Source organism: Rahnella laticis, assembly GCF_015644585.1.
In the GTDB taxonomy this organism is placed as follows: Bacteria; Pseudomonadota; Gammaproteobacteria; order Enterobacterales; family Enterobacteriaceae; genus Rahnella; species Rahnella laticis.
In genome coordinates this window covers 21,567-47,520 of record NZ_JADOBI010000008.1, presented here as the reverse complement: position 1 = coordinate 47,520, position 25,954 = coordinate 21,567, and the positions used below count along the sequence as shown (strand labels likewise).

The following is a 25,954-nucleotide window of genomic DNA, read 5'->3' as shown; positions in this document are numbered from 1 at the left end:
AACATATTAATTGAACACCAACGATTTAATAGGGAGTCTGGCGGAAAATCTACGCGCAAAGTGCGCAGGACAAATGTCAGACATGAGGTCAGCGGGTCACACAGGTGAAACCCTTTTGTATTACAATTACACCTCAACCCAATGTGGACCCGCTGTTTTTTGCACAATAATTGCTTCACCAGTTAACGGAGTAAGGCATGTCCAGAAGGCTCAGAAGAACCAAGATTGTTACCACCCTCGGTCCTGCAACTGACCGCGACAACAACCTCGAAAAAATCATTGCCGCCGGTGCAAACGTTGTACGTATGAATTTCTCCCACGGCACCCCTGAAGACCACATCCTGCGCGCCAACAAAGTGCGCGAAATCGCCGCCCGTCTTGGCCGCCACGTGGCTATTCTTGGCGACCTGCAAGGGCCAAAAATCCGCGTATCGACCTTTAAAGAAGGCAAAGTTTTCCTGAATATCGGCGACAAATTCCTGCTCGACGCCAACATGAGCAAGGGTGAAGGCGATAAAGAGAAAGTGGGTATCGACTACAAAGGTCTGCCTGCCGACGTGGTACCGGGCGACATTCTGCTGCTTGATGATGGCCGTGTGCAGCTGAAAGTGCTCGAAGTTCAGGGCATGAAAGTCTTCACCGAAGTCACCGTTGGCGGCCCGCTGTCCAACAATAAAGGCATTAACAAGCTGGGCGGCGGTCTTTCCGCTGAAGCCCTGACTGAAAAAGATAAAGCTGACATTATTACTGCGGCCAAAATGGACGTAGATTATCTGGCAGTTTCATTCCCACGCACGGGCGAAGATCTTAACTACGCACGCCGTCTGGCACGCGATGCCGGCTGTAATGCGCAAATCGTTTCTAAAGTTGAACGTGCTGAAGCCGTCGCGACCGACGCGGCGATGGATGACATCATTCTCGCTTCCGATGTTGTGATGGTGGCCCGTGGTGACCTGGGCGTTGAAATCGGTGACCCGGAACTGGTGGGTATTCAGAAGAAACTGATCCGCCGTGCCCGTCAGCTCAACCGCGCTGTTATTACCGCGACGCAGATGATGGAATCGATGATCACCAATCCGATGCCAACCCGTGCGGAAGTGATGGACGTCGCGAACGCCGTGCTCGACGGAACCGACGCCGTGATGCTTTCTGCTGAAACGGCTGCCGGGCAGTATCCGTCAGAAACCGTGGCTGCTATGGCGCGTGTTTGTCTCGGTGCGGAAAAAATCCCAAGCATCAACGTTTCCAAACACCGTCTGGACGTGGAATTCGATAACATCGAAGAAGCCATCGCCATGTCAGCGATGTACGCCGCCAACCATCTGAAAGGCGTCTCGGCGATTATCTCCATGACCGAATCTGGCCGCACCGCGCTGATGTTGTCACGTATCAGCTCCGGCCTGCCGATTTTTGCCATGTCCCGCCATGAGCACACGCTTAACCTGACCGCCATTTATCGTGGCGTCACGCCGGTCTTCTTCGACAGCGTCAACGACGGCGTCGCAGCCGCTCAGGACGCGGTGAACTTGCTGCGTGATAAAGGTTATCTGCTTTCAGGCGACCTGGTGATCATCACTCAGGGCGACGTCATGAGCACCATAGGCACAACCAATACCAGCCGCCTGTTGCGTGTTGATTAATCTCTAAATGTAATAAAATATAACTCAATGGCCGATTATTATGATCGGCCTTTTTATTTCCCTGCATTTAATCCTTTTATTCCCCTGCCGTATGAAGGCATTTAACGTTCTTAATTTGATCATTATTTTGCCATCTTGTGGAAATACTCCCCTGCATCACAACAATCCCTTCGTGATAAAAACAAATTACACCTGCACTTATTATGGCTAAATATAACTTTTTGTATCCTGAATGCCCGGATTGAGAGCACAGAATTGAATAACAAATACAGACTTCTCTCATAGGATTAAGAGTATCCAAAGCCAAATTTACATTTTTATGTGACTGCGATCACATAAAAACATCAAAAACACAGGTATTTGCTAAATGTTCAATGTCGTTATTGAATGATAATGATTTGCATTTATAATGATTCCCAATCGTTAAAACCTTGTATAAATCCGCACAAAGGAAATCACACAAGACAAATAACCTGCAATTTCTGATAAAGAAAAATAATTAACCATACACTTAACAGGCGTGGCCATGAGCCCTGCCTGCTAACGCTTACGTTCACTGAAATTTCCTTAATACATTCGGGAGGCCGCCCCGCGCCTGCTCCCGATGAAAAGGTCAGATTAAAAGGGTCCAGAATGAGCCAGATAAATAATTGGGAATTAATGCAGGACAGCGCGAATAGCCTCACGCCTGCTCAGGAAAAATTAAGCAAAAATCAGGGTTATATTTTCAATCAAAATAGCACCCCGGACTGGCAGGCACAGATTGAGCAAGGGATTGAATTAATTAAGTCTCATATTAATCAGACCGAAAAGCCTTTTTCGGGTGTGTCCCCTGCCGAATTAGCCGAACAGTTTCGCCATATTGATTTAACCAAACCCTTAGACGGAACGCGGCTGGCGCTGGAAGAACTTGACGATTTATATCTTCAGCACGCTGTTTATTTCCATCACCCGAAATACCTCGCACATCTCAACTGCCCGACCGTCGTTCCGTCGCAACTGGCCGAACTTTTTATCAGCGCGATCAACTCTTCCGTCGATACCTGGGACCAGAGCGCAGGCGGTACGCTGATTGAGCAAAAGGTCATCGACTGGACGCTGGCACGCATTGGCTTTGGCGCGCAGTCGGACGGTATTTTCACCAGCGGTGGCACGCAATCAAATCTGATGGCGATGTTGCTGGCGCGCGACAGTCACTGCAAACGCACGCGTCCGCAGCACAGCATCAAATATCAGGGCTTACCGCCGGAAGCTAACCGCTGGCGCATCTTCAGTTCACAGGTCAGCCATTTCAGCATTCAGAAATCCGCCGCCTTGCTCGGCCTCGGCTATGACGCCGTGGTGCCTGTCGCCTGTGACGACAAATTCCGTATGGATATCAGCGCGCTGAAACAGGAAATCGAACGCTGTCACGCAGAAGGTTTGATCCCGATTGCCATTGTGGCCACGGCGGGCACCACTGATTTCGGCAGTATCGATCCGCTCAATGAAATCGCGGAAATCTGCCGCAAAGAGAAAATCTGGATGCACGCTGACGCCGCTTATGGCTGTGGTTTACTGGTTTCCCCGCAGCACCGCCAGCGCATCGAAGGTATTCATCTGGCCGATTCCGTGACCGTTGATTATCACAAATCCTTCTTCCAGCCCGTGAGTTGCAGTGCGTTTCTGGTCAACGATCACCGCCATCTGGAACACGTCACTCACCACGCGGAATACCTGAATCCGCTGAGTGCAAAACTGGAAGGCACGCCGAATCTGGTCAACAAAAGCATCCAGACCACCAAACGTTTCGACGCCCTGAAAATGTGGCTGACGCTGCGCATCATGGGCCAGCAGGCGCTGGGCGAATCCTTCGATGTGCTGCTGGAACGCGCCACCGAAACCCATCAGCTGATGGAACAAAACCCGAACATTGAAGTGTTGCACAAACCCGAACTGAGCACGCTGGTGTTCCGCTTTGTTCCGCGCATGTCGATGAGCCAGGAGCAAATTGACGCCATCAACGCCGACATCCGTAAAGCCATTTTCCGCGACGGCAGCGCCGTGATTGCCGGAACCAAAGTGCATCAGCGCCAGTACCTGAAATTCACCCTGCTCAATCCGACCACCACCAAGGAAGACGTCGCCGATGTGCTCAGCCTTATCACGCATTACGGCAAAGAACTGACCGCCGCCGCGCTGAGCGCCGCGAAGAACCGCTAACAGGAGTTGCACCATGAGCCTTAATTCCCCTGAACTGAATGCAGATAAACAGACCTACGATTTTATTGCGATTGGCATCGGCCCGTTCAACCTCGGCCTGGCCTGTCTGACGGAGCCAGTAAAAGCGCTGAACGGACTGTTTTTAGATCAAAATGACGGCTTTGACTGGCATACCGGCATGATGCTGGAAAGCGCCCACTTGCAGACGCCGTTTATGGCCGATCTGGTGACGCTGGCCGATCCGACCAGCCCTTACAGTTTCCTCAACTATCTGAAGCAACAGGGAAAACTGTACTCTTTTTACATCCGTGAAAACTTCTTCATGATGCGCAAAGAGTTCAATCAGTATTGCCAGTGGGCGTGCGAACAGCTGACCAGCCTGCAATTTTCCACGCGCGTGGAGCTGGTGACGTGGGACGCACAAACCGGATGCTATCTGGTGCATGCGCGTCCGACCCGGGGCGGCGAGAAACAGATTTACCGCGCCAAACGTCTGGTGCTGGGCACCGGTCCGTCACCGTGGATGCCGGCCTGCGCCCGTGAAGCAGGCAGCAACGTTCATCATTCCAGCGCCTACCTGCCGAACAAAGAGCGGATGCAGCGCTCGAAATCCATCACCGTGGTTGGCAGCGGCCAGAGTGCGGCGGAAATTTATTACGACCTGCTTTCAGAAATCGACAAGTACGATTATCACCTGACCTGGGTGACCCGCGCGCCGCGTTTCTATCCGCTGGAATACAGCAAACTGACGCTGGAAATGACCTCGCCGGAGTACATCGATTACTTCCATGCCCTGCCGATGAGCAAGCGCGACCAGCTGAACCGCGAGCAAAAAGGCTTGTACAAAGGCATCAACATCAGCCTGATCAACGACATCTATGACCTGATGTACACCAAACGCCTGGATGGCCCGCTGAATGTCGATCTCTACACGCACTCGGAGCTGACCGCGCTGACGGGTAACCGCAAAGGCGAGCTGGAGATGACGCTGCTTCACCACGAACAGCAGCAGGAATATCGCCATCAGACGGAATCCGTGGTGCTCGCCACCGGTTACGGTTATCAGCCGCCGCAGTTTATCGAAGGTATTTACAACCGGATTCAGTGGGATGACGCCGGGCGCTACGCCGTCAACCGCAACTACAGCATCGACGCGAACAATCAGATTTTTGTCCAGAACGCCGAACTGCATACCCACGGTTTCGTCACGCCGGATCTGGGCATGGCGTGTTACCGCAACAGTTCCATTATTCGTGAAATGCTCGGTGAGGAAGTCTATCCGGTGGAAAAATCGATCGCCTTCCAGACTTTTTGCGCCCGCAGCCTTGCAGACAGATAACGGAGAAATAACCCATGTCTGAACTTACACCCGCTCCCCTGTTCACCTGCCGTCGCGACGCCGGGCAGCTGACATTACGCCCGCTGCATCTGGCAAATGACGCCGCCGTCCTGCATGCGTGGATGACGCAGCCTTACGCACATTTCTGGGGAATGCAGAACAGCAGCGTGGCCGACGTTGATGTTTTCTACCGTGATCTGACTGCCGGAAAACCGCTGGCCGCGCTGATGGGCGAAATCGACGGGCAGCCGCGTTTTCTAATCGAATGCTACCCGGTACAGGACGATCCATTACGCGATCACTACGACGTTCAGCCCGGCGATATGGGCATGCACATTTTGCTGTCTCCGGCGGATAAGCCCGTTTCCGGTTTCAGCTGGCAGGTCTTTTCAGCCGTGATGGAATATCTGTTCAGCCAGCCTGACGTGAAACGCGTGGTGGTTGAGCCGGACGTGCGTAACGAAAAAATCCACAAACTGAATAAGCGTGCAGGTTTCCGCTATCAGAAACAAATTCAACTGACTCATAAAACCGCGTGGCTGGCTTTCTGCCAGCGCGAAGATTTTTTGCAGGCCCGCCAGAAGGAAAAAAACACCATGACTTCATCTCAGTTGCAATCCGGCCAGCATCTGCAACCGGAAATCTGGGCGAAAGCCAATGCCCTGCTGTTACGCAAATGCCTGTCTGAGCTGACGCACGAACGCCTGCTCGCGCCGGTCGCGCTGCAAAACAGCGGCACCTGGACCGATTATCAGCTGGCCGTTCCGGCTTCCGAAACTGAATACCGTTTCCGTGCGCGTCAGTTACCGCTGAACGACTGGATGATTGATCTCGACAGCATTCAGCGTCTGGATAACTTCACGCCGCAACCGCTGGATGCGCTGAAATTCATCATTGAATTTGCCGGTCAGATTGGCATTTCACAGGCGATGTTGCCGACCTACATGGAAGAAATCAGCAGCACGCTTTACAGCAGCGCGTATAAACTGGCGAACAACCACACGACCGCAAAACAACTTTCTGAAGCTGATTTCCAGACCGTGGAAACCAGCATGACCGAAGGCCATCCAAGTTTTATCGCCAACAATGGCCGCATCGGTTTTGATGCCGGTGACTACGTGCGTTATGCGCCGGAAGCGGCAAATCCGCTGCAACTGGTCTGGGTCGCGGTGCATCACGACAAAGCTCATTTCGCCAGCGTGGAAGGTTTGCCCTACGAAAAACTGATCGCCGAAGAACTGGGCGATGCGCAGATTTGCGCGTTCACGCAGTGTCTGGTCGATAAAGGTGTGGATCCGAAAAACTACTACTTCATGCCGGTTCATCCGTGGCAGTGGCAGAATAAATTACTGACGGTATTTGCGCCGGACATCGCCCGCCAGTTCCTGATTTATCTGGGCGAAGGCGAGGATAATTATCTCGCGCAGCAGTCCATCCGCACCTTCTATAACGTCAGCCGCCCGAAAGCACGCTATGTGAAAACTGCGCTGTCGATTCTGAATATGGGCTTCATGCGCGGACTTTCACCGTATTACATGGCGACCACGCCGGGCATCAACGAATGGCTGGCGGAACTGGTCGAAAACGATTCCTACCTGCAGTCCACCGGTTTCAGCATTCTTCAGGAAGTGGCTTCACTGGGTTATCACAACCACTATTTCGAAGAGGCGATTAAGGGCGACAGCGCGTATAAAAAAATGTTTGCCGCGCTGTGGCGTCAGAACCCGGTGGCTCAGTTGCAGCCGAACCAGCGTCTGATGACCATGGCCGCACTTTTACATACCGACAAACACGGCGACGCCCTGATTGTTGAGATGATCAAATCATCGGGTCTGGCGACCGGCGACTGGCTCAAGCGTTACATGCACGCTTACCTCAGCCCGCTGTTGCACTGCTTCTATCAGTACGATCTGGTGTTTATGCCGCACGGCGAAAACCTGATCCTGCGTTTCGAAAACAACATTCCGGTTAACGCGTTTATGAAAGATATCGCGGAAGAAATCGCCGTGATGAATCCGGATGCGCATCTGCCGGAAAAAGCCAAACGTCTGGCGGTAGACGTGCCGGAAGAGCTGAAAATCCTGTCGATCTTCACCGACGTGTTTGCCGGTGTGTTCCGCTTTATCGCCCGAATTCTGGAAGAAAACGGCAATTATCCGGCCGGACAGTTCTGGCAGGTGGTGGCGGAAGTCGTCCGCGATTACCAGATTCAGTATCCGGAGCTGGCTGAGAAGTTTGCCCGTTACGACATGTTTGGCGCGGAGTTCACGCATTCCTGCCTGAACCGTCTGCAACTGGCAAATAACCAACAGATGATCAACCTGTCGGATCCGGCGCAAAACCTCAAGTTTGCCGGGACGCTGGAAAACCCGATTGCGGCCTACGCGAATAAATACTGAGTCCCGCACTTAACACGTTTTTTAGCGCGGCCTGAGAGGGTCGCGCTTTTCTGATTTTGAGCAATGGAGAAGTCTTGTTATGTCGTCCGTTTCTGAACCCGCCTCTCAGCTGAGCTGGCGTCAGTGGCTGTTTCCGCTGTCGCTGGTGATGTTCGAATTCGCCACCTATATTGCCCACGATATGATTCAGCCGGGTATGTTGCAGGTGATCAGCGACTTCAGCGCCAGCGCCGACTGGGTTTCCACCTCGCTGACCGCTTATCTGTGTGGCGGAATTCTTCTGCAATGGCTGCTCGGGCCGCTCTCTGACCGGCTGGGCCGCAGACCGGTTTTGCTGACGGGCGTGGCCTTTTTTACCGTCACCTGCTTTCTCACGGTATTCACGCAAAGCATCGAGCAATTCATTCTGATGCGTTTTTTACAGGGCATGAGCCTGTGCTTTATCGGCGCGGTGGGTTACGCCGCCATTCAGGAAGCGTTCAGCGAAGCCCTGAGCGTAAAGCTGATGGCGCTGATGGCCAATATCACGCTGATCGCGCCACTGCTCGGGCCGCTGGCGGGCGCGGCGTTCATTCACTACGCGCCGTGGAAAGCGATGTTTGCGCTGTTTGCGCTGATCTCCGCGCTGTCATTCTGGGGCCTGTGGCGCAGCATGCCGGAAACGGCGTCTGGCCGCGACGGGCGTTTCTCGATACGCCGCTTACTGGCGGATTACCGCGAAGTGTTCACCAATACTGGCGTGGTCACCGGCTCGTTATCGATCGGGCTGATCACGTTGCCGCTGCTGGCCTGGGTTGCGCAGTCGCCGGTACTGCTGATTCAGGACGCCGGAATGACGCCGTTACAATACGGCTGGCTTCAGGTTCCGGTATTTACCGGGCTTATCATCGGCAACGTTGCGCTGAGTAAACTCAGTGGCAAAGTGCATATCCGTACGCCGGTCTGGCTGGGAATTTTGCCGATTGTGCTCGGGCTTTGCATCAGCGCTTATGCGGCGTTGTTTAGGGTTAATGCCTGGTACTGGATAACGGCGGGGCTGAGCCTGTATGCGCTGGGCTCCGGGCTGGTCAATGCCGGGCTTTACCGGCTGACGCTGTTCTCCAGCCCGACGGGCAAAGGCACCGTGGCCGCGGCGCTCGGGCTGATCACCATTGTGGTTTTTGCGACAGGGATTGAACTGGCGAAACAACTTTATTTCACACAGGGCTACGGCATTTTCATGCTGGCCGGTTTGCTGTTCGGTGCGGCGGGAACCCTGCTGATTACGCTGTTTCTGAAACGCGCTATAAAAGCGGGATAACAAATGCAGAAGAGGCTGAGTTTTGCGCTCAGCCTCTTTCGTTCTGTCCGATATTTAACACTTACTTTTTCGGGAAAAGCTCTTTACGGGAATACGGCTCCGGTTCACCCGGCTTGCGCGTCTTCAGCAATTTCAGGATCCAGGTGTATTGCTCAGGATTTGGCCCGACCAGCAATTCCACCTCTTCATTCATACGGCGCGCTATCCGGATATCATCTGCCGTCGCCAGATCATCCATCGGTGGCCGCACAAAAATATCCAGACGTTGCTCTTTGCCGTTATACACCGGGAAAAGCGGCACTATCTGCGCACGGCAGACTTTCATCAGACGCCCTACCGCAGGCAACGTTGCCTTATAGGTTCCAAAGAAATCAACGAATTCGCTGTGTTCCGCGCCGTGATCCTGATCCGGCAGATAATACCCCCAGTAACCCTGACGCACGGAGCTGATGAAGGGTTTGATCCCGTCATTTCGGGCATGTAAACGCCCGCCATAGCGGCGACGCACGCTGTTCCACAGATAATCCGTCAGCGGATTTTTCTGGTTATGGAACATGGCGGCCATTGGCTGACCGCTGGCGGCCATCAGCATCGCCGGGATATCCACAGCCCAGCCGTGTGGCACCAAAAAAATCACATTTTTGCCGTCGCGCTGCATCTGGTCGACAATTTCCTTGCTGTGCCAGTGGATGCGCTGCGTGATTTTTTTGGGGTCACGGAGTGCCAGCTCCGCCATCATCACCATCGACTGCGGCGCGGTGGCAAACATTTCGTCAATGATATGTTCGCGCTCAGCTTCCGGGGTTTCGGGCAGGCAATACAACAGGTTGATCTGCGCACGACGACGTGCGCCTTTGGCAAACTTTCCGGCCAGACGGCCCAGACTGCCTAAAATCGGATCGCGGACTTTCGCAGGCAGATAAGCCATACCGGCCATCGCCCCGACGCCCAGCCAGACGCCCCAGTAGCGCGGATGGTAAAAGGCTTTCTGAAATTGCGGAATAAATTCTACGGATGATCGTTTTTCTTTTTCTGGCTGCATGCTCAGGCTCTTATGACAAATTCTGGCTTAATGATAAGTGCCGTGAGTTATTTTGCAATAAATCACGGCAGCGAATCAGTATAACCTGAGGTTCAGTCCAGCTTCAGCTGAGGGACGACTTCGCGGACGGTTGCCAGGTAAGTACTGCGATCTTTACCTGTCAGCCCTTCGGTACGAGGCAGTTTGGCGGTCAGAGGATTGACGGCCAGCTGGTTAATCCACATTTCGAAATGCAGATGCGGGCCGGTTGAACGGCCGGTGTTACCGGAAAGCGCAATGCGGTCGCCACGTTTCACTTTCTGGCCAGGTTTTACCAGAAGTTTGCGCAGGTGCATATAGCGGGTCATGTACTGGCGACCATGACGGATAGCGACATAGTTACCGGCCGCACCACCGTTTTTCGCGACCACGACTTCGCCGTCGCCCACCGCAAGCACCGGCGTACCGACAGGCACCGCGAAATCGACACCACGGTGTGGCGCAACGCGGCCCGTGACCGGATTCAGACGACGCGGGTTAAAGTTTGAGGAAACGCGATACTGTTTGCCGGTCGGGAAACGCAGGAAACCTTTCGCCAGCCCGCTGCCGGTGCGGTCGTAAAATTTACCGTCTTCCGCACGCACGGCGTAATAATCTTTGCCGCCGGAACGCATATGCACAGCCTGCAATTCGCTCTGCTCGTTTTTCCCTTCCAGCACTTCGTGAGACATCAGCACCGCGAAATCATCGCCTTTCTGCAATTTACGGAAATCGAGCTGCCACTGGAGCGCTTTGATAACCGCGCTGACTTCACCGCTGGTGAGCCCGGCCGCTTTGGCGCTGGTCACGAAACTGCCGTTCAGCGTGCCTTTAATGACCGAGTCTTTCCACTCGCCTTTCAGGGTTTCCAGTGAAGATTTGAAGGTATTGCCGGAGCGGTCAAACGTGTACGTTTCGCGACGGGATTTCTCCCACGTCAGGCGCTGTAAATCGCCCGCATCGTTTAACGTCCATGACAATTGCTGGCCGATTTTCAGGTTACGCAAATCACGGTTAGCGTCCGAAAGCGCAGCAATTTCCGACATATCAATGCCGTACTGATTCAGAATGCTGCTGAGGGTATCGCCGGTAGAAACCACGTATTCATGAACGCCCGCTTCGTTCGCGGTTTTATCGTCCAGATCGTCCTGAGGAATATCATCGTCAGCCGGAGGCGACTGATCGATAGGCTCACTGGCTTCGGGAAGCAGCGAACGCAATTGCTGGTTATCTAACGTGATGTTTTTAACCAGCGGTTTGGTGTCGGAAAGGTCATTGTCCGGGTGATAGGCTAACGGTTTCCAGACGGCGACGGCCAGTGTGACGACGGTCAGCGACCCCAGCATAATGCGGTGGGGCCGTGGAAGGTTGCTATACGCCAGAGCGATAGATCGGGCTATCAGCTGCACTTAAATTCTGTCCTTTTAGCTTACTTCAGGCAGCTCAAATACTGGTTCGTCAGCTGTGACAGGAAGTTCACGTAGCTGTCCGCGCCCAGTACAATGCCGCTCCCCAGCGGATCCAATGTGCCCATACGCACTTTTGTTCCCTGGGCAACAGCCGTTATGACGGCCGGCCTGAATTGTGGCTCAGCAAAAACGCAGGTCGCTTTTTGCTCAACCAACTGTGTTCGAATGAGATGTAAACGCTGTGCGCCAGGTTGTATTTCGGGATTGATCGTGAAGTGACCAAGTGGCGAAAGGCCGAAGTGTTTTTCAAAGTAGCCATAGGCATCGTGAAAAACAAAATATCCCTTACCCTGAACAGGTTGCAGAATACTACCAAGGTTTTTGTCAGCTTTTGTCAAGCTCTCTTCAAAATGCGACAAATTTGCATCTAATTGTTGCTTTTTCTGCGGAACGAGCTGCACGAGCTTGTTATGGATGACAATGGCGGTCTCGCGGGCGATTTCCGGCGACAGCCAGACGTGCATATTGTATTCGCCGTGATGATGGTCGCCGTCGTCGTGATCGTGGTCATGTTCATCATCATCGCTGCCTTTGATCAGCATCGGTTTCACCGCCGGAAGTGCGGCGATTTCCACCTGACGATTCGGCGGCAACTGCGCGACCGATTTGGTCATAAAGGCTTCCATTTCCGGCCCCACCCACACCACCAGATCCGCAGTTCGCATACGCTGAATATCCGAAGGCCGCAGCGCAAAATCATGCGGCGACGCGCCATCGGGCAATAATACTTCGGTCGGCATTACGCCGTCGGCAATGGCTGCGGCTATAAACCCCAGCGGACGAACGGAGGCCAGAACGGCGGCCTGAGCGCTGAAAACCGCACCGGAACTAAGGATTGCGGCTGCCAGTAACATCCGTTTAACGCTTTTTTTCTGTATCATGCGGGGTGAACTCATCTTCGTGTTGGGGGAAAACTGGTTATTTTTCGCGAAACGCAATATTATAACATCCGATTTGTTCTGCAAGACCCTATGACATGCCCACATTAGCTACGCTTCAAAATATCTCGGTAACTTTCGGTTCTCGCCGCGTGCTGTCCAACATCTCGCTGAGCCTGCAACCGGGAAAAATACTGACCCTGCTTGGCCCGAACGGCGCAGGAAAATCAACGTTAGTGCGCGTTGTGCTTGGCCTGATTGCGCCAACCGAAGGCACGATGACCTGCGAGCCGGGTTTACGCATCGGCTACGTTCCGCAAAAAATTCATCTTGATCCGACGATGCCGCTGACCGTCAGCCGGTTTATGCGCCTCAAACCCGGCGTGAAAAAAAGTGACATTTTGCCTGCGCTGAAACGCGTTCAGGCGGCGCATCTTCTCGATCAGCCGATGCAGAAACTGTCCGGCGGTGAAAACCAGCGCGTTTTACTGGCGCGTGCGCTTCTCAACAGCCCGCAGCTTCTGGTGCTTGATGAACCGACGCAAGGTGTTGACGTCAACGGCCAGGTTGCGCTGTATAACCTTATCGACAACCTGCGCTGTGAACTGGGTTGCGCCGTCCTGATGGTGTCGCACGACCTGCACCTTGTGATGGCAAAAACCGACGAAGTTTTGTGCCTGAATCAGCATATTTGCTGTTCCGGCTCGCCGGAGGTGGTGTCCACGCACCCTGAATTTATTGCCATGTTTGGCAACCGGGGCGCGGAGCAACTGGCGATTTACCGTCACAACCATAATCATCGCCACGACTTAAAAGGGAAGATTATTTTGCGCAACACCGGAGGTCGTGACGCATGATCGCGCTGTTATTACCCGGCTGGATCGCCGGGGTTTTGCTGGCGATTGCCGCCGGTCCGCTGGGCTCTTTTGTCGTCTGGCGGCGTATGTCTTATTTCGGCGATACGCTGGCTCACGCATCCCTGCTCGGCGTCGCGTTTGGCCTGCTGCTCAACGTCAATCCGTTTTATACCGTCATCGCCGTGACTTTGCTGCTGGCGGTTTTACTGGTGGCGCTGGAGCGCAAACCGCATCTGGCCGTCGATACCCTGCTGGGGATTATGGCGCACAGCGCATTATCACTCGGCCTGGTGGTGGTCAGCCTGATGTCCGGCGTTCGCGTCGATCTGATGGCGTATCTGTTCGGTGACTTGCTCTCGGTCACGTACAGCGATATCTGGATGATTGCCGTCGGCGTTGCCATCGTGATTGCGGTACTCTGCTGGCAGTGGCGGGCGTTGCTGTCCATGACTATCAGCCCGGAACTGGCGCATGTTGATGGCGTAAACCTGCAACGTTCGCGGATCATCCTGATGCTGGTCACGGCGCTGACTATCGGTCTGGCGATGAAATTTGTCGGGGCGCTGATCATCACGTCGCTGCTGATTATTCCGGCCGCCACGGCGCGCCGTTTTGCGAAAACGCCGGAACAGATGGCGTCAGTCGCCATTGTGATTGGCATTATCGCCGTCACCGCGGGCCTGACGTTTTCAGCTTTCTACGACACACCGGCAGGCCCGTCCGTGGTGCTTTCCGCCGCCGTGCTGTTTATGCTCAGTCTCGGCAAAAAGCAGATCGCCTGACGGCAATATCATTGCAAAAATACCTGTAAAAACGGACGCCCTGAGCGTCCGTTTTCATTTATACCTCTTACATTATTCTTTTTGCGCCCTCGCCGCCTGCCTCGCCTGACGCCAGTGCAGCACCGGTGACACCGTCAGTCCGTGGATAACCACGCTGGCCACAATCACCGTAAACGCAATGTTAGTCATGTAATTAGCTTCCGCGCCGTGCAGTCCGTGCGTCCACGCGTAAGCGATGTAATTCATACTGCCGATCCCGCGGATACCAAACCAGCCAATCATCAGCCGCCGTCCGTGCGGGACGCGGATGCCCAGCGTCGTGAGATACACGGCCAGCGGGCGGATCACGCTAAACAGTATGGCGGCGATCAGCAGGCCCATCGGCTCCCAGTGCTCCGCCAGCGTAATCCCCAGTACCATTACAATCCCGGCGGCAAACAGCCGTTCGATGGTATCGCCGAATGACAGCGCATCGCCAACCATCAGCCCGATAGAATTTTGCGGCATTTCCGCCTGCATGCTGTGGCGCTGATGCGGATTCACCATCCCTTCCGCTGGCGGTGGCCGCCGCCCTTCTTCCAGATCTTCCGGCGGATGCAGCGAAACCACCCGCACCTCGGCGCTGCGCAAACCGACACCCGCCGCAAAAGCCGCCAGAAAGCCGGACGCATCAAGGCTCTGCGCGGCGGCATAGCTCAGCGCAATCAGCGCCAGCGCCAGAAAATCACTCGGTGCAACCGTGCGTTGTCTGCTGTGAAAACGCGTGGCGCTCAGCCCGACAAGTTTACCCATCGCAAAACCGATACCCAGCCCGCCGAGCAGCGCCCAGACGACATCGCGCCACGCCCAGTGCCAGATAGCTTCAGACGACAACCGTTCGTGCGCGGTAAACAACATTAACGCCAGCATCAGAACGGGCAACGCCGAGCCGTCGTTCATCCCCGCTTCGCTCGACAACGCAACCCGCAGGCCGTCGTCGTCATTCGCATCATTGACCGCAATCATGCTCGCCAGAACCGGATCCGTCGGCGCGATAATCGCCCCCAGCGCCAGCGCCAGTGGCCAGGACATTCCGGTGATGTAATGCGTAATCACAGTGACACACAGCACGGTCAGCAGCATCGCCGGAAACGCCAGCACCGCGCCGACACGCCAGCTTTGCGAACGGAAAGGCAGCCGGAGTTTGAGGCCGGTAATAAAGAGCGAAGCCGCCATTGCGATTTCGGTAAAACGCGCGGTCAGCGTTGAATACTCCACCAGATCAACGTGCAGTAAATCAAGAACCCACGGGCCGCACACCACGCCCGCCGCCAGATACAATCCAAAAGTCGTCACCGGTCCGCGGGAAATCCATCCCGACGCCAGAGACATAATTAACAATAATCCGCCAACTGCGGCGGTCCATCCCAAAAAACCCATGTTTCATCCTTTTAAAATGCCATCGTCTAAGCGTAGTACATCGCGAAATTCAGACGTTATCGGGCACAAAAGGCGCGGCACAGGCGCAGACCATGCGCTAGACTCCTTTTCTGTTTTGACGATTGTTTTGACGATTATTGTGAAGAGTTATATTAAAAACGAAGGTGAAAAAATTGATTAAATACAGCGTGCTATACCCGAACATCAAAAACGGAACCTTTGATCATGCCTATTACCGTGACGTGCATTTGCCGCTGATTAAAAGCCGCATGGGCGCGTTTTGCCATTCTTATGCCATCGACAAAATCCCCGGAAATGCTCCGGCGGACGCCCCGTTTATCGCCGCATGCCATATTTACTGCAAATCAATGGAAGATTTCGAACAGGGCATGAAAGACAACGCCGCTGACTTTGTGGCAGACGTGGCGAACTTCACCAATATCGAACCGGTTAAGATGATTTTTGAGGTTGTTATCTGAACAATTCCCTCAACGCATAAATAAAAAAGGCGATAAACCTCAGCAGGTCTATCGCCTTTTTTAACGGGCTTTTGCGCCCTTTTACTCCGGCCTGAAAACTTATTTACTCAGTAATCTTTTAATCGGCGCACTCGGTTCACGCTTAATGGTATGCAGAAACACCTGCGCTTTATCGTTCACCGCATACTCAGCTGTCACACCAAAATCCTGCACCATCGCCCATTTTTCGAACAGGGCCTCATCGCTTTCGCGCATGAACCACAGCATTCTCACCGCCGTCACTGCCACCTGAGGAATTTGCGTCACGGTGCCGTTGATCCACTTATTTAACGTACTGCGGGGCAATCCAAGCAGGATACACAACGCAGGCTGATCGATATTCAATCGTTGCACGTAGTCCAGAAACTCATTTGCGTTATCTGCCATAGCCTTATCTCCCGAATTTAAAACCTCACACATTGTACAGGAATCTCGTAGGTATTTCATTGCGTCGCTAATCGCTACGAAAAATCCTAATTCTTACCCCTTTAGAGGCATAAAACTGTGTCTGACAGCTACAAATAAGCGCGCTAAGTGAAACAAATTCATGTAGCGGTTTAACTTTACGTTTCTTGACGTAAGTCAAATGACCATGAATTTGTGAAACAAGTCACATTCATCGTATGTATGATTTCCGCCAAGAGACAAAAATACCGTTCTGTTAACGCCATTATTTGTCGCTATTAGATACTTATTTTAATGTCGGAAAAAACTTATGAAAGCTCAGGCAACAGACCGTAATACTCAGATCGTAAATGCTTACATCGCAGGAAATCATAACAAAACGGAATTGGCGCGTTACTTCGGAGTATCGGCGTCGACCATTCGCCGTGTTTTAGCAACTGTCGCTGTGATGGCTTTCACTGTAGTAGCATCGGTTCCGGCTGTTGCTGCGGACTCCGACAGTCAGTCATTCCTGAGTCAGGTTTACGAATTAGGCACTAATAACCCAAAAGTTCTGAATTCGTGGGAAAACTTGTCCTACGATGAACAACAAGATGTCTTTACAGCCAACCCGTCGCTGCGTCAGGAATTAAAAGCCCCGGTCAAAACGCCAGCGCACACGCCTGAAACCGAAGTTGACCCAGTTGAACAGACCATCACCCCTCCAGAAGTTAAAATAGTGTTGCCTGATAGCACCATTGAGCAAACTCAACCTGACCATGTTACACAGACAACTTCAACTCTTGTCCAGCAACAAGTCCGCTCCGCGTATTACGACAAACAAATCACCGCACTGAACGCACAAGCTGAACAGAATCACGCTGAAGTCTTGTCTGAATCCCATGCGCGTTTTCAGGCGGATAAACAGGTTCTGTCTGAATCAGAGTCATACACCAATCAGAAATTCAGTGATCTGAAATCCCAGGTTGATGACAACAAAAAAGAAGCCGCGGCGGGTTCTGCTTCTGCGATGGCGCAGGCCAACATTCCGCAGGTTCAGGAATCACAACAGTTTGCGGTCGGCGCGGGCATCAGTGGTTACGACTCCGAAAATGCGCTTTCCGTTGGCGCATCATTCCATGCCGGGCAGGCGACTATCGTCAAAATGTCCGTTTCCGATGACTCGCAAAGCAATGTTGGTTACGGCGCGGGCGTAAGCGTGGGCTGGTAATCACTCAATTATCCGTGGCTGGCGGCGTCAGCCACGGCATTGTGCTAAACCATTTAACGGTCAATTTATGAAAAGAATTTTTATCATCACCGCACTGGTTCTTCTTGCCGGTTGTTCCACTCAGGCCTCGCGGATGGCGGATTGCCGGGCGCAGGGTATTTCTAAAGATGCCTGTTATATCGTGGAACAAAACCGCCAGACGGCGATTGAAACCACCGCCATGAAACAGGCGATGGAGAACTCGGCAAAGCAATATGCGCAGACCGCCAAACGCGTTGTGCATGTAAGGATCAAGGGTATCGACATCAAAATCTTTCCCGGCGATAAGCAGGGATACATCGAAAGCACCGCGGCGGCACTGGATGAAGATAACGCGGATGCTCAGGTTTACCGCAAAGGGATTTTTACGGCGATCTATTACAAGCGCACGCATAAAGTGGTGCTGATGCGTAACGGGCAGATCTACGGCAGGACCGCAGTATGAAAAAACACCACACCGATCAGTTCAGACATTTACATCCGGCGCAGCAATATACCTGCCTGAAGATGTTACAACGTGTCGAGGAAACGCCGCTGGCCGACGGCGTCACCGGCGTCGCCATTTCCGTCATGATGAAAGACGGGCATACCGCGACGCTCAGTAAATTTATCGCCCAGCCCGATGAAGTGGCCGTTCTGGTCAGCTGGGAAACCGAGAAAAGCACCTGCGAATGATTCACACAATTCATTCGCAGCTCGCCAGGGGACTCTGAAGAAATGAAAACGTGGATAAAATGTCTCGCCGTGACCGCCCTTCTCGCGGGCAGCGTTCAGGCACAAACGGTTCAGGTGGGGTTTTCGCCTGAAGGCTCCGCCCGCGCGCTGGTTCTGGATTTGATCAACCATGCGCACAAGAGCATCAAAATGATGGCCTACGAATTTACGGCGCATGACGTCGTTGCCGCGCTGGATTCCGCCGCCGACCGTGGCGTTTCGGTGCAGGTTATTGTCGATAACCGTCAGAATATGCATAACCCGAAAGCACTACACAATATTGCGGATGCCTCGGCACATGGCATCCAGCTGCGTGTCGATAAGCACTATCACATCCAGCATGACAAAGTGATCATCGCCGACGGCAACGCCGTTGAAACCGGCTCCTTCAATTATTCGCAAACAGCAGAAACCGCTAACAGCGAAAACGTGGTGATCCTGCGCGACATGCCCGGCGTGACGAAACAGTTTCAGCAACATTTTGCCAGCCGGTGGGCGTTGTCAGAAGTGTTGATCGGGAAGAATGGCTGAGGGGTGTAATGCACAACGCCGGGCATTGTGCATTACACCGGGAGGCGGGTCAGCTTGCCGAACGGATGTCGGCAGCGTCCGAGGCCATCGCGTCTATGGCTTCTTTAAGCGCCTCGAGCGTCACCGGTTTTGATTCATTGGAAAGCGTTTTTCCTTCCGCTTTTCGCACCACTTTCATCACGGGCTGTTGAGTCGTGGAATCAATCAGCTCCGCTTCAAAATACAGATGGGTATTCATTGTCCGATGCCCGGAAGCCGCTTCAGCTCCCGCGATCAGCAAACCGACCGGCAGGACTTCATAAAACTGAAGCCCCTCTTTATTCGTGTCCACATGCGTGATCGCCCCGCGGAAAATCAGGCTGTGCACGTCCGGCGAGATTGCCAGCGTTTTGTGCGCCGCCAGCGCCGCTTTGAGCTGGCTTTCCGTGTACGCACGAATGGTTTCCAGCATTTGCGCATTGGCCTGTGAGGCTGGCGAAGGCTGCGGGAAATACGTCACCGGCGTGAACACGATGCTGTCGTAATTTTTCGGATCGTACTGAGGTGAAACCCAACGTAATTCCGGCTTTCCTGACGGCGACGCCGCTTCAGTCAGCCCTGAATAATCCTGCAGGAAGCCGGAATATTTTTCAGGCTCAGCGATTTTTGATGTGCAGCCGGACAACATGACTATCCCGGCGACCGCCATCAGTTTGGGCAAGGTGTGCATTTCCTGTCCTTAGAAATTGAAAGTAAAAATTTATGCGTAAAAGAACCTGGCGTCACAAAACCTGATAAGCATACGGCGTGGGTTGCGCGCTTCGCTTCTCGCTTTTCAGGTATTGCGCGGGCGTAATATTCTCCAGATAGATTTCAGCCAGCCGCACCATTTTCCAGTGATTCACCAGGCTTAATGAAGAGATCAGCCCCTTTTCTGCCATCACTTTTGATTTGTAGGCGTATAACGTTTTAGCGTTAATTTTTTCCGCTTTAGAAATGGCCGCCAGGGGCACGCCTGATAAATATGACGATATAATTCTGATGGCTTTCTCCGTCAGTTTATAGGCCTCTTGTGGCGGTTCCGGATATTGCAGCAATACGGAGTAAACACCGTTAAGAAAATTTTTCAGCGCAGTCCTCATGGTTTTCAGCGTCGCCTTGCTGGATAAGAGACAGATATTCTTAATTAAAATATTCTTCTCAATAAAGGACAGCACTACGTCTGAGCCAATAATCAGAACTCTGTCAGCCTGGCATAATAATAACGAGTGAAACTCATGACGCGTTACCCACTGCTTTTCAAAGAAAAATATCGCCACCGACTGTCCGGCGTGAGATATAAACGTGGATTCATTAATTATGTTTCTGATAGCTTCCTTCACATAATAATTATCACTTTGGATACTGATGTTATTCATACTGAGCGCTCTGATAAGGGACGCCTGATTATCGATAAAAGCCGGAACACTTCAATCAATACTCAGTCCAATTTGAGACTGGAAATTCCAGAGTCAATATTGCAATTAACCCGCTGTCATTGATCGCAGATAAAACGCGGGTCGGATTGCCAGCGCCCTTTGGCCTCCTGGCAAATACGTTCCGCCGACGGCAAACGCTGCGCCCGCAGTATCATCAGCAAACTGGCATACACGGACGGATCGTTATGCACCTGCAAATAGTCTTCCGCCCAGTCGCTGAAGGTTTCGAGTAAGGCCAGATCCTGCGTCTGATTAAATCGCAGTAATAATGCGACATGCTGGTCGAAATCGATCCGGCCAGACTGGCTGTAAGGGTTCAGTAATGAATCCGTTACCGCCTGTTGGTTGAAAACAAATGGCAATAATCCCTGCTGCTCGATGCGGGTTAATTGCTGCTGGGTCTGAAGGCCGGTAACCATAAACGTCAGCACCGCGACCGGAATAAGCGTGGCCGCGCTTCGCCATAGTATGGGCAGATTTTGCCTTTCTTCTTTGTTGCGCGCAGATGCCGCGCCGCAAACTACCAGCAACATAATGATCGTCAGCCCGTGCGTGGCGGACTGGTATAACGGATATTCCAGATTCATATGCACGGCGATGGGCAACAGCAGCGCGACGCCGACGAAACGCGTGCCGCCTGCGCTCCACAAACGTTTAAACACGCCTGCAATCATCAGTAAAATCCCGCAAACCGCCGTTAAGCCACCCTCGGCCCAGGCATATAACAGCTCATTGTGTGGATACTGAATGGTATCGTTATCCAGCCCCGTCCCCGTGAGTTTTGCCAGTGCGCCGTACACCGCCTCGAAGCCGCCGTACCCGCTACCGGCCAGAGGATGCAGGCGGATCATTTGCCAGGTCAGTTTCACCATATTCCAGCGCGAAAGTGTGGAGCTTTCTTTTATGGCTGGCGTGAAGAACGGGAAAAAGAGATGTCCGTAACAGAGCCAGAAGAGCCCCGTTCCGGTGCCTGCTGCCATGACCAAAACGGCCAGCGCTGCCTGCTTTTTCTTATGCGTAACAGTCAGCGAAAGCAACAGAACCGTGGCGAGGATCGCCCCGATATTCCCGGCCCGGCTTTGTAAAAACACCATCACGGCGGGGATAACAAACAGTGCCGCGCCACAAATCATTCGCCTCAGCCGTTTGCCTTGCTGTAAGAAAAGCCATAACGCGCAGGTAAGCCCGGTGGCCAGGAAAGATGCTAATACGTTGGCTTGCTGAAAGCTGCCGTAAGGTCGTCCGCGTGGTAATTCGGCAAAATCTTTTAACTGCCACAGCGCATGAAAAGCCTGCAACAGTGCGGCGATGACCAGAATAATTAACCAGCGTGAACGCAGGCTGCGGCAGGACGTGGTGCATAACAACAGCACGTAAAATGCGACCATTCCCCATAACGCGAGAACTTTAGGCAGCGCGTTTAATTGCCAGTCAGCACGCGGTGACCATAACAACGGCAAAGACCAGAGCACAGCGCCGGCAACTATCAGGCCGGTGCCCGGTGGAAGTGTTAACTTGCCCGCAGCCGTTCGCCGTTTCGTCAGATGAAAAACACACCACAGCGCAATAACGGACATAAACGCCCACGCCAGTATATTTTGCGGCAATGAAAGCCCTGCTCCGCCGTGATTCGGTAATACGAAATTCAGACCGCCGCAGAGCCAGAGGAATAATAAAAACGACACGCCGATATTAATGCGCTCATCTGAAAAAGAAGGAAATAGAAACAGCTCTGACATGATTTTTCCAAGAATTATAATTATTGTTGAGTCATCACTAATACGGCACTCGCGGTAAATGCCCCGGTGGGTACATCTTTTATTTCAACGCTCGGGTCACGCACTGCCTGAAACGCAAGATCCATAGAATTCGAACCGGTGGTAAATGTCACCGGCGTAATATCCGTTGAAGAGAGTATTTTGCTGTTATAAACCACTGATACCCCCAATCCGTTTGATGATGATTTAATCACCTGTCCGGCGCTTAATACAATCGGCGTGTAATTAAGTTGCATATTCACAGTCACATCGCCGCCGGTACAATCAACCGGCACCTGAAGATGGCGCATAGAACCGGAACCCGGAACGGTCGGCATCTGCGAACGGTCAACGTTACCTAAATTCACATTCAGGGCATTGCCGTCGTTAAGGGTGCAGGCGGTGTCGGGTATTGGCGGGGTTGGTGGTAAAGGTGAAGAATCTCCGTCATTACAACCACCGCTGCCACCGATTGGGGTATACCTATGGCCTGCACTATCTACAAGATATTGACATATAATTGTTCCGGCCGAAACCGAAGAGAACGAATCTGAATATCCGTATGCAGCAACAGATTGTTGCGCAATTGTCTTTGTAGCATCAAGCATAAAGGGATTTGTCGACGCATCATAAATTAACCTAGTTGTACTCACGTCCCTAATGATCATTTCTACCTTATACATTCCCGTTTTGGGAACATAACCATCGCTAGTTATGGAGCATGGCCCTGAAGAAACTTGGAATTTTTCTGAAGTAAATATCCATAAATACCACGACTTACTGTCTGCACATTTAGCACCTGAATTGGGGCCATTAATTCCCAATACACCATGTATATCTGCCCTCGCCTGCTGTCCACCCAGCATCAACACTATAAAAAGCAGGAATAATCGTCCCAAATTTAAACTTTTCATTTTCATCATCTGTATTCTGATTTGAAGTTATGGGTAGGCCATTTCAAAAGTGGCCGTCGCGCTGAAGTCACCCGTCGTTATTGACTGCGCCTGTATAGCGTCAGGTTCACCTGCCACATAAGCCTGTAAGGTAAAACTGTTGGTGCCGTTAGCCAGGGTATAAACCGGCGTTGGCTGGTTCAGTGCCTGCGGCGTACCGTTTGTGTTTTCCAGCCCGATCGCAATGCCTGTTGTGCCGGTGACCGACAGCGTGCCCGGGAGCGCTGAGCTTTCCGTACCGCTGAACGTGATGGTGACCTGGTCGCCCTGCGCGGTGTCGCACTCAATCAGGTTGATGGTGAAAGGTTTCGCGTTAGTACGCGGGTGCAGGTACAGCCCTTTCCTGATCACCGTACCAAAATCTATTGTCAGTTCGCTGGTGGCCGGATCCAGCTCGCACGGGTCGCTGACCAGCGTGCCGCTGAATTTCAGGTTATTTTCGGCAGCGCCGACCGGCGTGATAAACAATATACCGATCAGCACAACCGCCACGGCAAACCCGCAGCACACAAAGAATTTCATCAGGCCTCTCATTGATAATCCACCTTCAGCGTCGCCGTGGCAGAGAAGGTTTGCGCCGTCAGTTCCGTGGCCGGGTCTTTGACCGGCACCGCCGTTAATACCAGTGAACTCAGCGCACCGAGCGTCGTCGCCTTCGCCGTATTCAGTTTCAGCGGCTGGCCGTCGGCCTGAATTTGTATCCCGAGACCGGCGGCGTCCGTTGTCACCGCCGCGTCATCAAAGCTCTCTGCCGTACCGGTGACCGTCAGGTTCAGCGGCGTATTATCCGGCTCGCCCTTGCATTCCACGGTGTACGGAATGGTTTGTTTGTAGTTCATTCCGTCCACTTTTTTCACACCGACGGTGTTAAAGGCAATATCCAGCACCTTGTCATCGCTGATCACGCAGGCGGGAAGCACCAGAAAATGCCCTTTAAAGTTGTACGTCACGCTGTCGCCGGTTTGCGCTGCGTACGTCGTCTGCATCAGCAATGCCGCCAGCAGGCATAAAAACACCGTTTTTCTCATCACGCGCACCTCAGTTAAACGCCATTGTCAGCGTGCCGGACGCGGTGAAGACGTCACCGCTGACAATGCTTTCGCTGGTGGTCGTATTCAGCTGAACCAGCTGGGCTTTCAGCGCCGGAGCCGCGTTCTGATCGATGGTGAACCACTCACCCATATTCTGTGGTGCGCCGTTGACCAGCAGTTCAATCCCGATAAACGCTTTATCCGCCGCCAGCACCTGCGCACCCTGATAGGTTTCATAGCTGCCGGAGGTGGAGGTGAATTTCATCTGCAACAACCCCTCGGTATCCCCGTCGCAGAAGAAATCGCTAACCAGCGGTTTGCTGTAATTTCCGGAAAGCTCCACCGTATCGGTGCCCGACGCCATCAGCTTCACCTCGCCAAAATCGACATTCAGCGTGCCGCCCTGGTTAAAGGTGCAGGAACCGTTCGCCACCACCGTGCCGGTGATGTTGATATCCATAGAGTCGTTATCGCCGGTATTTCCGGGCGCTGCCTGCACACCAAAAACAGGCGTCAGCAAAGTAACGACGGCAAATAACATGCCTGCTTTCGTCTTATTCATAATTCATCCGAAAATCTACCGTGGCCCGAAAGCGGCCCGTGGTCAGCGGTGCGCGGGTGCGCACCGGGATCACGTTGTAAACCAGCGTATTACCACCGGTGCTGCTGAACTGTGGCCGGTGCCGTTCGCCGGGCATGATTTGCCGCCCCTGCTCATCGAGGATCCGCAGGCCAATGCCGGAGATACCGCCAATTTGCAGTAACGTTGGCTCATCCGGATCAGCCGGTGACTGGAAACTCACAACGGGCATTTCCTTTATGCCCGCGCGAGCCGCAAGGCAACCCAGCAAACGAAAGGTAACCTGAACCGGCTGACCGGTATCGCCGGTTTTATGAAGGTGGGCAATGACCGAACTGTCCATTTTTACGTCCTGAAACTCTGAGCGCATTTCCAGCAGGCACGGCGCTTCCATCAGCGCGCCGTGGATTTGCAGATCGCCCTCCCCTGCGCTGGTGTTCTGGTTACCTGCGGCGCAATTGGCCGACAGCAGCATTCCGCCCGTCAGCATCACGCAGGCCAGATACCGCGCCCCCACTTTTTTTCTGCTCATACCCCTCTCCGTTATCCTGCGCATTGCCCGCTCATCAGCCTGCGGTGACGCTGCTGACCGCACAGGTGCTGCCGTTGCAGCTGAAATTAAGCTTCGGACGACCGCCATAATCATTCACAAACGTCAGCACCGGATGGCTGCCGAGCACGCTGCCGGAAGCGCCCAGCGCAATGCTGCTTTTCGGGCTCACCATCACCGGTTTAAAGCCGTCGACGGAATTACCTTTTGCCGACGCCGACGCGGCAACGATCGTCACAAAATACGGCGTCGGGTTAGTCAGCTGATAGCTGTCGCCCTGGCGGACGAGCGTCAGTTTTTTCTGCGCTTCATTATCGTCACCCTGCTTAATTTCCAGCGTTTCCGGGCGGTAGAACATTTTTACGCGGGTCTGAAGCGCCAGCTGGAGGGTGTTCGGTTTGCTGCTTTTTGGCGGGATTTCACGCACGTTGAAATAAAACAGCGATTCCCGATCCTGCGGCAATCCGGCCAGGCTACCGGTTGTCTGGATCTTCACCTGCCCTTTGGCTCCCGGTTCCACACGCTGTAACGGCGGCAACGCCATCACCGGTGCTTCAATTTTTTTCCCGTCGGCATCTTCGAGCCAGGCCTGCGCCAGATAAGGCAGGGATTTATTCTGGTTGCTGATACCCAGCGTGAGGGATTTCGGCCCGGCGTTAAAAATCACGCGGGTTCTGTCGAGCGCAATGGCGGCATGCGCCTGCTGGGCGGTCAGTATCAGAGCGAGAGCGCTCAGGGCGATTTTCATACGGCTTTTTGAGATATTCATAGTCATGTTCACAGAGACTTCACTGAGTCATAAAAGGTTGTGTGGAGTCAGGCATCCGGCCAGATTGCGCTTCGCTATGCCTGCGTCACGGAGTT

General features: G+C 53.2%; 26 protein-coding genes. 12 read left to right on the top strand and 14 right to left on the bottom strand.

Annotated features, from left to right (window positions below; genetic code table 11):
• The first annotated feature begins 197 nt into the window (after positions 1–197).
• The 5 genes from pyk (at position 198) to IV433_RS17600 (ending at position 8,880) form a co-directional block, all read left to right on the top strand.
• Positions 198–1,640, top strand: coding sequence for a pyruvate kinase (gene pyk / locus IV433_RS17620; protein WP_195815239.1), 1,443 nt, complete (start codon positions 198–200; stop codon positions 1,638–1,640).
• Positions 1,641–2,273: 633 nt separating this feature from the next.
• A complete protein-coding gene (locus IV433_RS17615; RefSeq protein ID WP_229893476.1) occupies positions 2,274–3,842 on the top strand; it encodes a pyridoxal phosphate-dependent decarboxylase family protein in 1,569 nt (522 codons plus the stop codon).
• Between the two features lie 13 nt (positions 3,843–3,855).
• Positions 3,856–5,181 carry a lysine N(6)-hydroxylase/L-ornithine N(5)-oxygenase family protein gene (locus tag IV433_RS17610; protein WP_195815238.1) on the top strand — a complete coding sequence of 442 codons (1,326 nt, stop codon included), beginning with the start codon at positions 3,856–3,858 and terminating at the stop codon, positions 5,179–5,181.
• A 14-nt stretch (positions 5,182–5,195) separates the two neighbouring features.
• On the top strand, positions 5,196–7,580 hold the full coding sequence (locus IV433_RS17605) for a GNAT family N-acetyltransferase (protein ID WP_195815237.1): 2,385 nt from the start codon (positions 5,196–5,198) through the stop codon (positions 7,578–7,580).
• Between the two features lie 79 nt (positions 7,581–7,659).
• Positions 7,660–8,880 carry an MFS transporter gene (locus IV433_RS17600; protein WP_195815236.1) on the top strand — a complete coding sequence of 407 codons (1,221 nt, stop codon included), beginning with the start codon at positions 7,660–7,662 and terminating at the stop codon, positions 8,878–8,880.
• A gap of 61 nt (positions 8,881–8,941) precedes the next feature.
• Here the strand turns inward: IV433_RS17600 and lpxM are convergent, their stop codons facing one another.
• From lpxM to znuA, 3 genes are all read right to left on the bottom strand, one after another.
• Positions 8,942–9,922, bottom strand: coding sequence for a lauroyl-Kdo(2)-lipid IV(A) myristoyltransferase (gene lpxM, locus IV433_RS17595; RefSeq protein ID WP_195815235.1), 981 nt, complete (start codon positions 9,920–9,922; stop codon positions 8,942–8,944).
• Between the two features lie 92 nt (positions 9,923–10,014).
• Positions 10,015–11,349, bottom strand: coding sequence for a murein DD-endopeptidase MepM (mepM, locus tag IV433_RS17590; RefSeq protein WP_165057806.1), 1,335 nt, complete (start codon positions 11,347–11,349; stop codon positions 10,015–10,017).
• A 20-nt stretch (positions 11,350–11,369) separates the two neighbouring features.
• Positions 11,370–12,290: a zinc ABC transporter substrate-binding protein ZnuA gene (znuA, locus tag IV433_RS17585; protein WP_195815360.1), complete on the bottom strand. Its 921-nt coding sequence runs from the start codon at positions 12,288–12,290 to the stop codon at positions 11,370–11,372.
• Positions 12,291–12,385: 95 nt separating this feature from the next.
• Between znuA and znuC the strand changes: the two genes are divergently transcribed.
• Together znuC and znuB are read left to right on the top strand one after the other, a co-directional pair.
• Entirely contained in the window at positions 12,386–13,144 is a 759-nt protein-coding gene (gene znuC, locus IV433_RS17580) for a zinc ABC transporter ATP-binding protein ZnuC (protein ID WP_104921747.1), read from the top strand.
• The gene (znuB, locus tag IV433_RS17575) at positions 13,141–13,926 is read left to right on the top strand and encodes a zinc ABC transporter permease subunit ZnuB (protein WP_195815234.1); all 786 of its coding nucleotides are present in this window, start codon (positions 13,141–13,143) and stop codon (positions 13,924–13,926) included. The genes znuC and znuB overlap by 4 nt, the downstream gene beginning before the upstream one ends.
• A gap of 72 nt (positions 13,927–13,998) precedes the next feature.
• Here the strand turns inward: znuB and IV433_RS17570 are convergent, their stop codons facing one another.
• Entirely contained in the window at positions 13,999–15,345 is a 1,347-nt protein-coding gene (locus IV433_RS17570; protein ID WP_195815233.1) for a cation:proton antiporter, read from the bottom strand.
• 164 nt (positions 15,346–15,509) lie between these two features.
• Between IV433_RS17570 and IV433_RS17565 the strand changes: the two genes are divergently transcribed.
• Positions 15,510–15,824: an EthD family reductase gene (locus IV433_RS17565; RefSeq protein WP_326838663.1), complete on the top strand. Its 315-nt coding sequence runs from the start codon at positions 15,510–15,512 to the stop codon at positions 15,822–15,824.
• Positions 15,825–15,923: 99 nt separating this feature from the next.
• Here the strand turns inward: IV433_RS17565 and IV433_RS17560 are convergent, their stop codons facing one another.
• On the bottom strand, positions 15,924–16,250 hold the full coding sequence (locus IV433_RS17560; RefSeq protein WP_195815231.1) for a hypothetical protein: 327 nt from the start codon (positions 16,248–16,250) through the stop codon (positions 15,924–15,926).
• A gap of 328 nt (positions 16,251–16,578) precedes the next feature.
• Between IV433_RS17560 and IV433_RS26180 the strand changes: the two genes are divergently transcribed.
• The 4 genes from IV433_RS26180 to IV433_RS17540 all read left to right on the top strand — a co-directional run bounded on the left by IV433_RS26180 (position 16,579) and on the right by IV433_RS17540 (position 18,762).
• Positions 16,579–17,478, top strand: a complete 900-nt coding sequence (locus tag IV433_RS26180) for a YadA C-terminal domain-containing protein (protein ID WP_229893474.1) — start codon at positions 16,579–16,581, stop codon at positions 17,476–17,478.
• A gap of 67 nt (positions 17,479–17,545) precedes the next feature.
• A complete protein-coding gene (locus IV433_RS17550; protein ID WP_195815230.1) occupies positions 17,546–17,962 on the top strand; it encodes a hypothetical protein in 417 nt (138 codons plus the stop codon).
• Positions 17,959–18,192, top strand: a complete 234-nt coding sequence (locus tag IV433_RS17545) for a hypothetical protein (RefSeq protein ID WP_195815229.1) — start codon at positions 17,959–17,961, stop codon at positions 18,190–18,192. Before IV433_RS17550 ends, IV433_RS17545 begins: the two co-directional genes overlap by 4 nt.
• Positions 18,193–18,234: 42 nt before the next feature.
• The gene (locus tag IV433_RS17540; RefSeq protein WP_195815228.1) at positions 18,235–18,762 is read left to right on the top strand and encodes a phospholipase D family nuclease; all 528 of its coding nucleotides are present in this window, start codon (positions 18,235–18,237) and stop codon (positions 18,760–18,762) included.
• A 49-nt stretch (positions 18,763–18,811) separates the two neighbouring features.
• Here IV433_RS17540 and IV433_RS17535 read toward each other — a convergent pair whose 3' ends face one another.
• The 9 genes from IV433_RS17535 to IV433_RS17495 form a co-directional block, all read right to left on the bottom strand.
• The gene (locus tag IV433_RS17535; protein ID WP_195815227.1) at positions 18,812–19,471 is read right to left on the bottom strand and encodes a DUF3313 domain-containing protein; all 660 of its coding nucleotides are present in this window, start codon (positions 19,469–19,471) and stop codon (positions 18,812–18,814) included.
• Between the two features lie 52 nt (positions 19,472–19,523).
• Entirely contained in the window at positions 19,524–19,883 is a 360-nt protein-coding gene (locus tag IV433_RS17530; RefSeq protein ID WP_195815226.1) for a hypothetical protein, read from the bottom strand.
• A gap of 392 nt (positions 19,884–20,275) precedes the next feature.
• Complete coding sequence (locus IV433_RS17525; protein WP_195815225.1) at positions 20,276–21,958, bottom strand: PglL family O-oligosaccharyltransferase; 1,683 nt, start codon at positions 21,956–21,958, stop codon at positions 20,276–20,278.
• A gap of 20 nt (positions 21,959–21,978) precedes the next feature.
• A complete protein-coding gene (locus IV433_RS17520) occupies positions 21,979–22,899 on the bottom strand; it encodes a fimbrial protein (protein ID WP_195815224.1) in 921 nt (306 codons plus the stop codon).
• A gap of 18 nt (positions 22,900–22,917) precedes the next feature.
• Positions 22,918–23,451: a fimbrial protein gene (locus IV433_RS17515; RefSeq protein WP_195815223.1), complete on the bottom strand. Its 534-nt coding sequence runs from the start codon at positions 23,449–23,451 to the stop codon at positions 22,918–22,920.
• 8 nt (positions 23,452–23,459) lie between these two features.
• Entirely contained in the window at positions 23,460–23,957 is a 498-nt protein-coding gene (locus IV433_RS17510) for a fimbrial protein (RefSeq protein WP_195815222.1), read from the bottom strand.
• Positions 23,958–23,967: 10 nt separating this feature from the next.
• A complete protein-coding gene (locus tag IV433_RS17505; protein WP_195815221.1) occupies positions 23,968–24,522 on the bottom strand; it encodes a fimbrial protein in 555 nt (184 codons plus the stop codon).
• Complete coding sequence (locus IV433_RS17500) at positions 24,515–25,072, bottom strand: fimbrial protein (protein WP_195815220.1); 558 nt, start codon at positions 25,070–25,072, stop codon at positions 24,515–24,517. Before IV433_RS17500 ends, IV433_RS17505 begins: the two co-directional genes overlap by 8 nt.
• Before the next feature lie 34 nt (positions 25,073–25,106).
• On the bottom strand, positions 25,107–25,865 hold the full coding sequence (locus tag IV433_RS17495) for a fimbria/pilus periplasmic chaperone (protein ID WP_229893473.1): 759 nt from the start codon (positions 25,863–25,865) through the stop codon (positions 25,107–25,109).
• Between the last annotated feature and the right edge of the window lie 89 nt (positions 25,866–25,954).

Bases quoted from the DNA above. Each gene is read 5' to 3' on its own strand.
- pyk (WP_195815239.1), top strand. From the start codon at position 198: ATGTCCAGAAGGCTCAGAAGAACCAAGATTGTTACCACCCTCGGTCCT.
- IV433_RS17615 (WP_229893476.1), top strand. From the start codon at position 2,274: ATGAGCCAGATAAATAATTGGGAATTAATGCAGGACAGCGCGAATAGC.
- IV433_RS17610 (WP_195815238.1), top strand. From the start codon at position 3,856: ATGAGCCTTAATTCCCCTGAACTGAATGCAGATAAACAGACCTACGAT.
- IV433_RS17605 (WP_195815237.1), top strand. From the start codon at position 5,196: ATGTCTGAACTTACACCCGCTCCCCTGTTCACCTGCCGTCGCGACGCC.
- IV433_RS17600 (WP_195815236.1), top strand. From the start codon at position 7,660: ATGTCGTCCGTTTCTGAACCCGCCTCTCAGCTGAGCTGGCGTCAGTGG.
- lpxM (WP_195815235.1), bottom strand. From the start codon at position 9,922: ATGCAGCCAGAAAAAGAAAAACGATCATCCGTAGAATTTATTCCGCAA.
- znuA (WP_195815360.1), bottom strand. From the start codon at position 12,290: ATGATACAGAAAAAAAGCGTTAAACGGATGTTACTGGCAGCCGCAATC.
- znuC (WP_104921747.1), top strand. From the start codon at position 12,386: ATGCCCACATTAGCTACGCTTCAAAATATCTCGGTAACTTTCGGTTCT.
- znuB (WP_195815234.1), top strand. From the start codon at position 13,141: ATGATCGCGCTGTTATTACCCGGCTGGATCGCCGGGGTTTTGCTGGCG.
- IV433_RS17570 (WP_195815233.1), bottom strand. From the start codon at position 15,345: ATGGGTTTTTTGGGATGGACCGCCGCAGTTGGCGGATTATTGTTAATT.
- IV433_RS17560 (WP_195815231.1), bottom strand. From the start codon at position 16,250: ATGGCAGATAACGCAAATGAGTTTCTGGACTACGTGCAACGATTGAAT.
- IV433_RS26180 (WP_229893474.1), top strand. From the start codon at position 16,579: ATGAAAGCTCAGGCAACAGACCGTAATACTCAGATCGTAAATGCTTAC.
- IV433_RS17550 (WP_195815230.1), top strand. From the start codon at position 17,546: ATGAAAAGAATTTTTATCATCACCGCACTGGTTCTTCTTGCCGGTTGT.
- IV433_RS17545 (WP_195815229.1), top strand. From the start codon at position 17,959: ATGAAAAAACACCACACCGATCAGTTCAGACATTTACATCCGGCGCAG.
- IV433_RS17540 (WP_195815228.1), top strand. From the start codon at position 18,235: ATGAAAACGTGGATAAAATGTCTCGCCGTGACCGCCCTTCTCGCGGGC.
- IV433_RS17535 (WP_195815227.1), bottom strand. From the start codon at position 19,471: ATGCACACCTTGCCCAAACTGATGGCGGTCGCCGGGATAGTCATGTTG.
- IV433_RS17530 (WP_195815226.1), bottom strand. From the start codon at position 19,883: ATGAGGACTGCGCTGAAAAATTTTCTTAACGGTGTTTACTCCGTATTG.
- IV433_RS17525 (WP_195815225.1), bottom strand. From the start codon at position 21,958: ATGTCAGAGCTGTTTCTATTTCCTTCTTTTTCAGATGAGCGCATTAAT.
- IV433_RS17520 (WP_195815224.1), bottom strand. From the start codon at position 22,899: ATGATGAAAATGAAAAGTTTAAATTTGGGACGATTATTCCTGCTTTTT.
- IV433_RS17515 (WP_195815223.1), bottom strand. From the start codon at position 23,451: ATGAAATTCTTTGTGTGCTGCGGGTTTGCCGTGGCGGTTGTGCTGATC.
- IV433_RS17510 (WP_195815222.1), bottom strand. From the start codon at position 23,957: ATGAGAAAAACGGTGTTTTTATGCCTGCTGGCGGCATTGCTGATGCAG.
- IV433_RS17505 (WP_195815221.1), bottom strand. From the start codon at position 24,522: ATGAATAAGACGAAAGCAGGCATGTTATTTGCCGTCGTTACTTTGCTG.
- IV433_RS17500 (WP_195815220.1), bottom strand. From the start codon at position 25,072: ATGAGCAGAAAAAAAGTGGGGGCGCGGTATCTGGCCTGCGTGATGCTG.
- IV433_RS17495 (WP_229893473.1), bottom strand. From the start codon at position 25,865: ATGACTATGAATATCTCAAAAAGCCGTATGAAAATCGCCCTGAGCGCT.